Genomic DNA, 12,684 nt, shown 5'->3' with positions numbered 1-12,684 from the left:
AGCCCAGGCGGATCGATTGTTTGGATGCTTTGCGGATTATTCGGCCGCGACGGCCAGAACACCGGACTTCGACTTGAGCTTGAAGTTGAATTCCATGACGAGGTCGGTATCAGCCCCTTCGGCGGCCTTGTTCATCTTGCCGATAAGGCTTTCCTTGACGGCGAAGACCGCGTCATTGTCGAGGTATTCGGTATCAGCGTCGTAGATCTGCGAGACGAGGCCCTGATAGCCATCCTTCTGGATCATGAAGTGGATATGGCCCGGCCGCCACGGATGATGGCCCATGTAGTTCAGTAGCTCGCCGGCCGCGCCGTCATAGGGGATCGGATAGGGAGCGGGCCGGATGCCGACGAATTCATATTCGCCCTTCTCGTCGGTCAGGAAACGACCGCGAAGATTGTAGTCCGGCTGGTCCGGGTCCTGCTGTTCGTAAAGACCGTTCGGCGCATCCTCCCACACGTCGACTGTAACACCCGGAATGGGCTGACCCGCCGTATCCCGGATCGTTCCGCGAACGCGCACGCTCTCGCATCCATCGAAGCTCTTCTGGACGATCGAGGCGCCCTTCGGCAGCACCGGCGGGTTCTCGCGATAGAACGGCCCGAGCACGGTGGATTCGCTTTCACCATCGGTCACCGTGTGATCGAGCATGTCGACCAGAACCTCGACCCCGAGAATATCGGAAAGAAGAATGAACTCGTTGCGAGCATCGTCCGATATATGCCCGGCACGCACGAGGAACTGACAGGCCGACATCAGTTCGGCATGGGTCACCTTCGCCTCGATGCAGAAGGCATGGATATGGCGGATGAGGCTTTCCAGGATCTCGCGATTGCGCGCGGGAATATCCGATGAAAGCGCGGCGATCACTACATCCGAAATGTTCTGCTGGCTTACGTTTCGCATTATAACTCCTCCTTTAATGCGTCTGCGGTCGAGCCTTCGGCTTCACCACATGAGTTCGGTTTCGATCTGAAGCATGCTGGCCGGGGCCTTGCGGGTATTTTCGAGGGCGCCAAATTTGCCCTTGAAGAACATCAGGGGCTCAGCCGTCTCATCCGCGGCGAGCGCCTCGACGCGGCCGACGAAGATCGTGTGATCGCCGGCAATGATCTCTTCGTGGACGATTGCCGAAAAGGTTGCGACCGCGCCACGGATCACGGGCAGGCCGCCCAGTTCGTCGAACAGGTCGCGTAGCTCGCCATTCGGCTTGCCAGCGAAATGCCAGGCGATGGCATCCATGCCTGAAGCCAGAATGCTGACGGCGAAACGGCCGGATTTCTGTATCTTTTCCAGCATCCGCGCTTTCTCGGCAATCGAGATGGCTATCAGGGGCGGGTCGAGCGAGATCGACATGAATGCGTTCGCCGTCATGCCATGATCGTGACCGTCACAATGGGTCGTGATGACATTGACCCCGGTGGCGAACACACCGCAGGTGTTGCGGAACGTGCGAGGGTCAAGCGCCGACATGTCGTCCTCCATTGTCGCTGGTGCGCAGGAAAGTGTGACAGACAGGCCAACCTTCCAGCCGCTCGGCCTCTGTGAAACGGCCCGCCTCTCTCAGAGAGCGAATACGGGAACTGGAAACGACCTCGCCTGCCTCGCAGCAGACTGCAGGAAAGATTCTCGTGTCGAAATAGCGCGCCAGCATTTGCGGGTTTCCACCCTTGCAGGAGCCGAACCGGAAATCCGCACCGATCCAGATGATCCGAGGGGCAAGCCGGCTTATTTCACGGATGAAGTCATCGGCCGTGCGGGCCCGATAGGCCGCATCGAACCGGGCCACGACGATATGGTCCGGGCCGAGCGCGCCGATCTTCCCGACCTTGTCGCGGACGGAGGTGAGCGGCCGGGCCCCGCACAAAAGAGCCTTGGGAGGCGGATCAAAGGTATAGACAACGGACGGGATGCCAAGATTTCGCGCACTGCGCACGGCTGTGCCGATCAGAGCCTGATGACCGCTGTGAACACCATCGAAGGCGCCGACCGTCAGGACGGAACCGGATAGCGCCAGCGTGTCCTCATCATGAACGAGCGGTTGGGTATAGGTGCGATGCTCCATGGTCTCCTCCCATGTTCACAATCGGCGTCACGGTGTCTCCGTGCGTTCGATGATGCAAACCTAGCTCTGGAAACCTGCCCCGGCGATACCCGTGCCGGTATCGCATGATACCTATCATTCGCTCTTCATCGGCGCGTAACTTTGGTCCTCGGAAGAGGCAGAGGACCTTTTTTTCCGATCGAGACGCCGGCTTGCGGACGCCGCCCGGCAAACTGGAGGAGTAAACCGACATGGATAATCTGGGCAACAAACCCGTTCCCGACGCACAGGCCACAACCACCGACGCCTATACCGGTTCCGAATTCCTGGAGAGCATTCAGGATGGCCGTGAGATCTACATCTACGGCGAGCGCGTGAAGAATGTCACCGAGCATCCGGCGTTCCGCAACTCGGCGCGCATGGTAGCCCGGTGGTACGACCGCTTTCACGAAAAGAAGAACGAAATCGGCGTGCCGACCGATACCGGATCAGGCAAGCTGACACATCCCTTCTTCCTGGGGTCTAAGACATCCGAGGATCTGGTGCGTTCCCGCGACGCCATCGCCGAACTGCAGAAGGTCTCCTACGGCTGGATGGGCCGGTCTCCCGACTACAAGGCATCGTTTCTCGGAACGCTCGGCGCCAATTCCGCCTTCTACGGCGAATATGCGGGCAATGCGCAGCACTGGTACGCCCGCACTCAGCAACGTCTGGACTACTGGAACCATGCCATCGTCAATCCGCCGATCGATCGTGATCGATCCATCGAGGAGGTGCGCGATGTCTTCATGCATGTCGAGAAGGAGACGGACAAGGGATTGATCGTCTCCGGCGCCAAGGTTGTCGCGACGGGTTCGGCACTGACCCACTACAACTTCATCGCCCACTACGGAATTCCGATCAAGGACAAGTCCTTCGCGCTGATCTTCACCGCCCCGATGGATTCGCCCGGCGTGAAGCTCATCGCGCGCTCGTCCTATGAATTCAACGCCGCAGCAACCGGCTCGCCCTTCGACTATCCGCTCTCCAGCCGTCTCGACGAAAACGACTCCATCCTCGTCTTCGACAAGGTGCTGGTTCCGTGGGAAAATGTCTTCATCTACGGCGACGTCGACAAGATCAACCAGTTCTTCCCGGCCTCCGGCTTCGTTCCACGTTTCACCCTGCATGGACTGACCCGTCTTTCGGTCAAGCTCGACTTCCTTGCCGGCCTCTTCTCCATGGCCGTCGAAGCGACAGGCTCGAAGGATTTCCGCGGCGTCCAGACCGGTGTCGGCGAGGTCATCGCCTGGCGCAACACCTTCCACGCACTCGGCGATGCCATGGTGAAATCACCTGTTCCGTGGCAGGGCACGGACGGTTACACCTTGCCCAACCTCAATGCCGGTCTCGCCTACCGCGTGCTGGCGCCACTGGCCTACCCACGGATCAAGGAATTGATCGAACGGCATGTCGCCAGCGGGCTCATCTATCTGCCATCAAGCGCCGCCGATTTCGAGAACGAAGCTATCCGTCCCTATCTCGACCGGTTCGTCCGCGGTTCGAACGGCTATGCGGCGATTGATCGGGTCAAGCTGCTGAAACTCTTGTGGGATGCCATAGGAACGGAATTCGGCGGTCGCCATGAGCTCTACGAGCGCAACTATGCAGGCAACTATGAGAACCTGCGGATCGAGGCCCTGATGGCCGCAACGGCGAACGGCGACCTCGCATCCATGCAATCCATGGTAAAGGACTGCATGAGCGAATACGATCTCTCCGGCTGGACGGGCTCCGACCTGATCAATCCGGACGACATCAGCCTGGTCGGCCGGGGCACCGTACAGTCGGCTGCCTGATCATCCGGTCATCAGAACCAATCGAAATGCTCCAGAGGAATGCGGCGAACACCTTGTTCGCCGCATTCCGTTGGCGGAAGCCCGCCAAAGTCGTCGCCTCAGGGCATGTAAGGGAAATAGACGGACCTCAAGGTCGCCTGTCCCGCTCTGGGATAGAGCCTGTAGCGCATGGTGAATTCTCGCGGCCTTGAATATATATAGGAATCCTATATACATTACGCATGGTATTGCAAGAAACCCCCAATTCGATCACCGAGCGGCTTCGCGAAGGCTTGGCCCGCGTCGGCATGGTCATGCGTATCGACGAGTGGAACCGTTCGAAGGCGAGCGGGCTCAACCCAACACAACTTGCCATCCTGACACTGTTGGAAAAGCGCGGTGAAGCCGGTCTCAGCGTTCACGAGGTCGCCGCCCACCTCGGCGTCTCGCAGCCGACCGCGACGGATTCGATCAATGCGCTGGAGCGCAAGACCTATGTGGAGAAGCAGCAGGTAGCGAGCGACCGGCGCGCGACGCGCGTGGTTCCAACCGCGGCGGGCCTTGCAGTCCTCGCGGCCTCGGATACCGGCGACAGCCTTGTCGCCGAGGCGCTTGCCGCGCTCGATGAACGCGCACAGGAAGACCTGCTTCTCACCCTCGTCACGATGATCAGGCATCTGCAGGTGACAGAGAAAATCCCCGTCCAGCGCATGTGCGTGACCTGCCGCCACTTCTCTCCTTTTGCGCACGCCGATGCCGTTCGCCCCCATCACTGTCATTTCGTCGATGCTGCCTTCGGCCAAAGCGAATTGCGCATCGATTGCCGCGACCATGTTGAAGCCAATCCCGCGATCCGGGCTGCCGCTTGGGATGCATTTCAAGCGGGGTAGTTCAAACTCCCGAGGAGACGAAAGAAAGATCATGCCGAGATTTCCCCTCACAGATTCCTGCGACGCAGTGGCCCGGCCAGACAAAGGCCAGCATAGCGGGAGGCGCCAATGATCGCGTCTGAGGCGTCGCTTGCCCCGGAACTTGCCATCAGCGAATGGTTCAACACGCCGGTCCCGCTGACCCTTTCCGGCCTGCGCGGGCGGCCGGTCTTCCTGCACAGCTTCCAGCTGCTCTGCCCCGGTTGCATGGCGCAGGCCATTCCGCAGGTCCAGCGTATCGAGCGCGTCTTCGCCCATACGGACCTCCAGATCATCGGCATCCACACAGTCTTCGAGCACCATGCCGCCATGTCGCCGGTGACCCTGAAGGCGTTCCTTCACGAATACCGGCTGAAATCCCCCGTCGGCGTCGACAGGGCGGAAGAAGGCTCGGACGTGCCGGTAACGATGCAGCGGTTCAGGCTGCGTGGAACGCCGTCCTCCGTGCTGATCGGGCGGGACGGCACCATCCTGCATCAGGCCTTCGGGGTGGAGGACGATATCGCGGTCGGGGCGCGGATCGCCATGGCGCTATCCGCATCCCCGGCGCAATCGGCCGCTGCCGGGGACGACGCCTGTGCCGACAGCGTCTGTGCGTCGCCGATGCCTTCGGTCGTGACGCCATGAAGGAATTCGCATTGCTCAGCCTGCGCATCGGCAGCGTCGCACCACTTGGTGTCCGCGGCGCGCCGAGCGGTATTGCGAAATCGCCTGTCGACAGGGCGCTTACCCTCTCCGAAACCGGCTTTATCGGCGACATGCAGGGCGATACTGTGCGGCATGGCGGGCCGGAAAAAGCCGTGCACCACTATCCCTTCGAGCACTATGCCGACTGGACGGGCGATCTCGGGCCCCATCCGCTTCTTGCCGGGCCCGGCGCCTTCGGCGAGAACCTCTCGACGATTGGGCTGACGGAGAGCATGGTGGCGATCGGCGATGTGTTCGAGCTTGGCTCCGCGATCCTGCAGGTCAGCCAGGGGCGGCAGCCCTGCTGGAAACTGAACGAGCGCTTCGGCCGGACGGAGATGTCGCGCATGGTACAATCGACCGGGCGAACCGGGTGGTATTATCGGGTGCTCAAGCCCGGCACCGTTTCACCGGACGACCGCCTCGTCCTGCGCGAACGCAACGCCCCGCAATGGACGCTGACGCGCATCTGGCGCGCCTTCTACATCGACCCGCTCAATCGCTCGGAACTGACCGGCATCGCCGCGCTTGAGCACCTTGCCGATGGCTGGCGCGCCCACGCCGCCCGCCGGCTGGAAAGCAATCGGGTCGAGGACTGGACCAAGCGCCTCACCGGCTTGGCCTGACGTCCCCCCAGGACCGGCGCCAAATGCGCCGGAACCAGGAGGGTGGCACCACCATCAATCCGTTAGCAGCCTTGGGTTGACAGGGTGGCGCTTACCCACCCTCTGTTACGGACAGCGCGAAGTGCTTCCCCGCTGGATAAGACGCGGTCCACCGATGACCCGGCGAAAATCCGGCACGCTTTTCTCCACGAGAGCAATCATTCCCTCGGCCGCTGCACAGCCAAGATCCGCGAGCGGATAGGCGACTGTGCTGAGACTCGGGCTCATGATCTCTGCCAGCATGCCGTCATTGAAACCGATGACCGAAACATCCTCCGGCACCCGAATGCCGCGTCGATTGAGCGCCCTGATAGCGCCGGCGGCCGTCAACATGCTCACGGCAAAAACCGCGGTGAAGCCACCCGACTGGCGATCGAGCAGCGCATCCATCGCTCGCACGCCGTCCTCGTAGCCATAGCCAGCCGTCTGCGTCAGATCTTCCCTGAACGCCACGTCGCGCAGGACCAGCGCCTCCCGGTAGCCGGCGAAACGCTCGGCGGCGTTGAAACGGCTGAGATTGCCCGAGAGATGCGCAATGCGCGTATGCCCGAGATCGATGAGATGCTCGGTCGCAAGGCGCGCGCCGGGCCGCTCGTCCAGCGTCACCGCGCTGTCGAAACCGGGTGCCCACCAGTTCACCGCCATGACAGGCACGCCTGCGCCCGGTCCCTCCTTAAAGCGCCGCAACTCTTCGCGAAAGGTCAACGACATCAGGCCTTCCACCCGGTTGCGTGCAATCAGGTCGGCAACAATCTCCTGCTCATCCGCAGGGTCGGCGAGATGGGCGATGATCAGCGAATAGCCGCGGTCGCGACAGACGCGCGAGGCTCCCTCCACGATCTGCGCATGGATCTGGTTCTGCAGCGAGGGCAAAATCGCGCCGATGGAATAGCTGCGTGCCGAGCGTAGGCTGCGCGCAGCCGTATCGGGAACGTAGTTCAGTTCGCGCGCCGTGCGCTTGATGATCTCGATGTTCTCCGGGCGGATAGACAGCGTGGCGTCATCGCGCAACACCCGTGAAATGGTCGAGATGTCAAAGCCCGTCCGCTCTGCGAGGAACTTAAGGGTTACGCGCTTCGCCATGCGCCCTTCCGCGACCACACCATCATTTCCTTCCCCTTCGAGCCTATGAATCCGCCTGCCCCTATGCGAGCGAAGCGAGAATTTCGGCAGATGCTTTTTCACCAATCATAATGCAGGTCGCATTCGTATTGCCAGAGATCATGTCCGGGAACACCGATGCGTCCGCAACACGCAATCCGTCAACCCCGTGCACCTTCAACCTGCGGTCAACCACCGAATCCTTTTGCCCCTGCCCCATCCTGCAGGTACCGACAGGGTGGAAGGTCGTATTCGAGCGAGCACGGAAATCCGCCACCAGATCCGCCTCCTCCCGAACGGAAAGCCCAGGCTCGATTTCCTTCTCGATGATTGAGGATAGCGCCTTGCTGGCGGCAAGCTCCCGGATGAAGCGTACACCGGACAGCATGTCCTCCACATCCTCGTTCGTGGAAAGATAGTTTGGCGTTATGACCGGCGCAGTATCCGGTTCAGGGCTTTTCAGGACAAGGTGACCGGTACTCGTGGGCCGACAGGGGCTTGCTGAAATGGTGATGCCGGAGAAATCGTGAAAGCCGATCTTCGTGCCCCCCTTCTTCGGCTCCAGGCTCATCGGCATGAAATAGAATTGCATGTTGGGCCGGGTAAGGCCGGGGCGTGTCCTGAGGAATGCGCCGGCATGATTGACACTCGTTGCCAACGCGCCGCGTCGCGACAGCGCATAGCGCAGTGCCGCCCGCATCAGCCACGGCCAGGACGTCAGACTGTCGTTCAGCGTCTTCGGACGCACGCGGAACAGATAGGGGCAATAGAGATGATCCCGCAGGTTCCGGCCAACCTGCGGAAGATCGGCTGTTACGGCAATGCCGGCCGCCTGCAGGTCCGCCGCCGGGCCGAGGCCGGACAGCATGAGAAGCTGCGGCGTGTTGATCGCACCGGCAGCAAGGATCACCTCCCGCCGGGCCGAGACCTTGTGGATTGCGCCGTCCTTGCGGAACGATACGCCGGACACGCGGCCATCCGCCAGCGTGAGGGATGTCGCGTGCGCACCCGTCAGCACGGTAAGGTTCCTGCGCGCCATCGCTGGGCGCAGGAAGGCATTCGACGCACTTGAGCGCACACCCTCGCGAATGTTGAACTGGTAGCGTCCGACACCTTCCTGAACAGCGCCGTTAAAATCGTTGTTGAGGGGCAGGCCCATGTCGCGCGCCGCCTCGGAAAAATGCTCGATAATCGGATGGCAGTCGCCGCCAATGTCGGAAACCGCAAGGCCGCCGCCGGCCCCGTGGAAGGCGTCCGCCCCGCGACTGTTGTCCTCCGACTTGCGGAAATAAGGCAGTACGTCGTCATAGGACCAGCCTTCGAGCCCCGAAGCTGCCCAGGCGTCATAGTCCTCCCGCTGGCCGCGGATATAGACCATGGCATTGATCGAACTGGAGCCGCCGAGCACCTTGCCGCGCGGCCAGTAGAGTGCGCGGCCGGCAAGGCCGGGATCGGCCATCGCGGAATATTTCCAGTTTACCGACGCATCGAAGAAAGTCTTCGCATAACCGATGGGGATCTGGATCCATGGTCGGCGATCGCTACCGCCCGCCTCCAGCACCAGCACTGAATGGCGGCCGTTTTCGCTCAGCCGGTTGGCGAGCACGCAGCCCGCCGAGCCGGCGCCGACGATCACGAAATCATACACCTTTCCAATCACGAGCGTCTTCCCTTACGACTTGATGTAGACCGCATGTTCGGTCGTGTGGAAGTTGATGGCCGAGCGGCCGATGGAGGGGGCTCCCACCCCGGAATACTTGATGCCGACGAAGGGCATGTTGGCATCGATTGAGGATTGGTGATTGACATGCAGCATGCCGGCCCCTGCCTCGGTCACGAAGCGCTGAACGACGTCGTTGCGGTTTGAATAGAGCGCCGCCGACAGGCCGTAGTCGACGCTGTTGAGGATCGAAAGCGCCTCGTCGATGCTGTCATATGTGAGCATGGAGAGGACGGGGCCGAAAACCTCTTCACGCGCCAGCGACATGCCGGGTGTCACGTCGGCAAAGAGCGTCGGGCGAATGAAATAGCCCGGCCCGGCCTTGTTGCTGTGGCCCGTCACGCGCCGCGCGCCCTCCGTGCCGCCAGCGGCGATCGCAGCCTCAACGCGACGGAAATGCGCCTGGGAGGCCATCGGCCCCATTTCCACGCCCGCTTCCATGCCATTGCCGACACAGACGCGATTCATGCGGGCGGCAATCCCCTCCTCTACCGCACCAGCGAGCTTGCGCTGGACGAGCACGCGGCTGATACCTGTGCAACGCTGCCCACCGTTTTCCAGTGCACCGGCAACCACCTCATCGATACAAGCGTCGAGGTCGTCGGCATCGTGGACGATGATGCCGTTCTTGCCGCCGAGTTCGAGCTGCACTTCCGCAAGGTTCCTGGCTGCGGCGGCATAGACCGCCTTGCCTGTTGCGACCGAGCCGGTGAAGGTGACGCCATCGGCCCCCGGATGGCCGGTGATGGCCGCGCCGACCCGGCCGGCGCCGAAGACGATCTGGAACAGACCGTGCGGGAAGAAACCGACCGCCAGTTCCGCCATCAGGCAGGCTGCGGCCGGCGAGACTTCGGAGGGCTTCAGGATGACGGCATTGCCATGAGCGAAGGCCGGCGCGAGTTTGCGCAGCGGCGTGAGCACCGGGTAGTTCCAGGGGGTCGAGGCAACGATCACACCGCGCGGACGCCGCATCGTCATGTTGCGCAGGCCCGCGCGCGCCGACGGCATGACCTCGCCGATTGGTCGGCTCGCCTCGGCAACGGCAAAGCGGGCTTCCTTCAGGGAATGGAGGATTTCACCTCGCGCGTCGCCGAGCGTCTTGCCCATTTCAAGCGTGATCGCATGCGCGATGCCTTCAACCGCATCCTCGATCAGGTTCAGCCAGGCTTCGGTCAGCGCCTGCCGCTGCAGACCGGGCGTCGCCGCCCATTCGTTTGCCGCCTTGCGAGCCAAGGCGAAGACGGTATCAAGATCTTCGGTGCGTGTTTCACCATATCGGCCAGCAACCGTATCTGGTTGCGCAGGATTCACCGTTTCGAAGATATCGCCACCCATCCAGAAGAGGCCTTCGCGTTGGTCGAAAGAATAGGTCATTGCGCCGTCTCCCGGCTGATTTCGCGGCGCATGGCGGCGCCGTTGAGGGTTTCCGGCATCCAGTGCCGCTCCTTGCGCGTCGCACGGAAGAAGCAGACGCCCTGCCTGTCCAGCGCGTTGCGATCTATCTCGATACCGAGCCCGGGCTCCTGCGGCATGTGGAACCAGCCGTTCTCGTGCATAGACGGGCGGGCGAGGATCGCGTCGCGTGCCTCCAGCGTCCAGCCCGGCGGGCAATAGGGATATTCGAAGGGATATTCCTTCGCAAAGCCGCATGCCGCCATGATGTGGGCATTGATCAGGAAGCCGAGGCCATTGCCCCAGCTATGCGGGCTAAAGCCAAGGCCTTGGCTGCGGCAGAATTCGCCAACCTGGATGACCTGCTTGATGCCGCCGCTCCACATCGCATCCGGCTGGAAGATATTGTAGCAGCGCTTCTCCGCCATATAGCGCAGTTCCGGATAGCCGGACGTATGCAGTTCGCCGCCGGCAATCGGCACGCGGGAATAGGCCGCGAGCTCCGCCATGTCGTCGTACCACTCCATGTAGAGCGGCTCCTCCACCCAGAAGAGGCCCGCTTCCGCGGCCGCATCCGCAAAACGCTTGGCACGTGCGAGGTCCCAGACCGGAGCGTTGCCGTGTAGCGTCATGCGGAAAGCCTGGTTGCAGTCGACTGCAATGCGCATGCGGCCCTTCATATGGTCCGCCAGATCCTGGATCTGGGCGATATCGACCGCCTCATCCCAGTCATGCACGCGTATCTTCATCGTATCGAAGCCCTCGGCGAAACGGGCTTCCGCCTCCTCGCGGCGCGCCTCGATACTGCGCACCTCACCCGATGAGGCGTATAGCCAGATCCGGTCATCCGTGCCACCGAGCAACTTGTAGACGGGCAGGCCCGCGAGCTTCGCCTTGACATCCCAGAAGGCCGGCTCGATCCACCAGTGACGCAATCCTCCATTGGCGAGAATCTTGATCCGTTCGTGCACGAGGTCGATATCGGTGGGGTCCGTACCGAGGAAGGCGTCTGCGATGCCATCGCCTATGCCCGCACGCTCCTTGCCGGAGGCGGAGAAGCCGCTCCAGCCCTCGACCCCATCCTCGGTGGCGATACGAATAAGATAGAAACCGGTCTTCATGCGTCGGCTGCCAGGCACCCAGGCCGGCTCGAAAGGCGCGGGCAGATCGGCGCTCGCATAGTAGAGTTCGACAAGATCAATGACCGGCATGTGCTTAGCGCTCCGATTTCTCTGTAAGGGCTTCGAGCTTCAGGACCGCATCGACAATGTCGCGCGCCTCGAGCTTTCGGGGAAAGTTGGTGATGTAGGGAGCGGTCATCGTACCGGCAGCGATGTCTTCCGCCGCAATGGCCAAGGCATCGGAAGAAACGCCCAGTTCACGCAGGCTCACGGGAAGGCCGATGCTGCGGTTGAACGCCATGGCATCCTGCAAGTCGCCTGCATCGCCTTCGAGGACGATCTGGACCAGTGTGCTATAGGCGACATGTTCTCCGTGCAGATAGCCAGCAAGCTGCGGAACACGCGTGAGGCCGCGGATCATCGAATGCGCGACGGACAGACCGCCGCTCTCGAAGGTGAGGCCGCTGATAAGGATCAACGTCTCGACCAGTTCCTCAAAATCTGCATGTCGCTCGCCGCGCGACAGCGCTTCCAGCACAGGCGGGCCGGAACGCATGATAACCTCCTGGCATATCGCGCCAAGCTTGCGGCCGAGGAAGGGGGCGCGGGCGGAAAAACTATTCACTCCATCCGAGAGTGCGGTCGCCCGCGCTTCGTAGAGCTTGGTGAGCGCATCGCCAATACCTGCCCTCAGCAGGCGGGGCGGCGCGGCGGCGATGATGTCCGTATCGACCAGCACCAGATCCGGATTGTAGACGAGGAATTCCGTTCCGGCGACGGCATGATCCTCGGTGTAGAGCACGATGAGGCGGCTCGTCGGCGCGTCGTTGGAGGCGACCGTTGGCACGGAAAAGACCGGCTTCTTCCCATGCAGACCGGCAAATTTGCCGATGTCGATGCATTTTCCTCCACCAATACCGGCGACCACGTCAGCCTCGCCCATTGCCGCGACAATGCGCTCGCCCTCGCTCCGGGTCGCCTCACCCGCAAAACGCAGGCATGTCACCGCCTGGCCGCGCGCGGAAAACAGGGTTTCCAGTCGCTTCGACAGCGTGTCAAAAAGAAAGCCGTCGATGACCGCAAGCAGGTGGCCCTTGCCGTGACGGGCCGCCAAATGCGGCAGTTCATCGAGCGCACCCGGCCCCTGCACATATTCACGCGGTGCGCCGAGCACCCGGTGCGATGGATTTTCTACGGTCCTGTACATG

The 12,684-nt window shown here is 61.9% G+C and carries 12 protein-coding genes; 4 read left to right on the top strand and 8 right to left on the bottom strand.

Annotated features, from left to right (window positions below):
- Positions 1–36: 36 nt before the first annotated feature.
- Genes WA950_RS18995 through WA950_RS18985 form a run of 3 tightly spaced genes read right to left on the bottom strand, consistent with a single transcriptional unit; the run spans position 37 to position 2,065 of the window.
- Positions 37–906, bottom strand: a complete 870-nt coding sequence (locus WA950_RS18995) for a dioxygenase (RefSeq protein ID WP_424553285.1) — start codon at positions 904–906, stop codon at positions 37–39.
- A 42-nt stretch (positions 907–948) separates the two neighbouring features.
- The gene (locus WA950_RS18990) at positions 949–1,473 is read right to left on the bottom strand and encodes a flavin reductase family protein (protein ID WP_424553284.1); all 525 of its coding nucleotides are present in this window, start codon (positions 1,471–1,473) and stop codon (positions 949–951) included.
- Positions 1,460–2,065, bottom strand: coding sequence for an FAD synthetase (locus WA950_RS18985; protein WP_424553283.1), 606 nt, complete (start codon positions 2,063–2,065; stop codon positions 1,460–1,462). Before WA950_RS18985 ends, WA950_RS18990 begins: the two co-directional genes overlap by 14 nt.
- A 230-nt stretch (positions 2,066–2,295) precedes the next feature.
- On the opposite strand from WA950_RS18985, the gene WA950_RS18980 reads away from it, so the two are divergent.
- The 4 genes from WA950_RS18980 (at position 2,296) to WA950_RS18965 (ending at position 6,103) form a co-directional block, all read left to right on the top strand.
- A complete protein-coding gene (locus WA950_RS18980; RefSeq protein WP_424553282.1) occupies positions 2,296–3,882 on the top strand; it encodes a 4-hydroxyphenylacetate 3-hydroxylase N-terminal domain-containing protein in 1,587 nt (528 codons plus the stop codon).
- A gap of 221 nt (positions 3,883–4,103) precedes the next feature.
- Complete coding sequence (locus WA950_RS18975) at positions 4,104–4,751, top strand: MarR family winged helix-turn-helix transcriptional regulator (protein ID WP_424553281.1); 648 nt, start codon at positions 4,104–4,106, stop codon at positions 4,749–4,751.
- Positions 4,752–4,859: 108 nt separating this feature from the next.
- Positions 4,860–5,417, top strand: coding sequence for a redoxin family protein (locus WA950_RS18970; protein WP_424553280.1), 558 nt, complete (start codon positions 4,860–4,862; stop codon positions 5,415–5,417).
- A complete protein-coding gene (locus tag WA950_RS18965; RefSeq protein WP_424553279.1) occupies positions 5,414–6,103 on the top strand; it encodes an MOSC domain-containing protein in 690 nt (229 codons plus the stop codon). Before WA950_RS18970 ends, WA950_RS18965 begins: the two co-directional genes overlap by 4 nt.
- A gap of 105 nt (positions 6,104–6,208) precedes the next feature.
- Here WA950_RS18965 and WA950_RS18960 read toward each other — a convergent pair whose 3' ends face one another.
- The 5 genes from WA950_RS18960 to WA950_RS18940 form a co-directional block, all read right to left on the bottom strand.
- The gene (locus WA950_RS18960; RefSeq protein ID WP_424553278.1) at positions 6,209–7,225 is read right to left on the bottom strand and encodes a LacI family DNA-binding transcriptional regulator; all 1,017 of its coding nucleotides are present in this window, start codon (positions 7,223–7,225) and stop codon (positions 6,209–6,211) included.
- Between the two features lie 61 nt (positions 7,226–7,286).
- On the bottom strand, positions 7,287–8,903 hold the full coding sequence (locus WA950_RS18955) for a GMC family oxidoreductase (RefSeq protein ID WP_424553277.1): 1,617 nt from the start codon (positions 8,901–8,903) through the stop codon (positions 7,287–7,289).
- A 12-nt stretch (positions 8,904–8,915) separates the two neighbouring features.
- A complete protein-coding gene (locus tag WA950_RS18950; protein WP_424553276.1) occupies positions 8,916–10,337 on the bottom strand; it encodes an aldehyde dehydrogenase family protein in 1,422 nt (473 codons plus the stop codon).
- Complete coding sequence (locus WA950_RS18945; protein ID WP_424553275.1) at positions 10,334–11,566, bottom strand: mandelate racemase/muconate lactonizing enzyme family protein; 1,233 nt, start codon at positions 11,564–11,566, stop codon at positions 10,334–10,336. Before WA950_RS18945 ends, WA950_RS18950 begins: the two co-directional genes overlap by 4 nt.
- 4 nt (positions 11,567–11,570) lie before the next feature.
- Positions 11,571–12,683: a glycerol dehydrogenase gene (locus WA950_RS18940; protein WP_424553274.1), complete on the bottom strand. Its 1,113-nt coding sequence runs from the start codon at positions 12,681–12,683 to the stop codon at positions 11,571–11,573.
- Position 12,684 lies beyond the last annotated feature (1 nt).

The sequence above is a fragment of the Shinella sp. genome, assembly GCF_049651085.1.
Lineage (GTDB): Bacteria > Pseudomonadota > Alphaproteobacteria > Rhizobiales > Rhizobiaceae > Shinella.
This window is presented reverse-complemented; position numbering and strand designations above follow the sequence as displayed.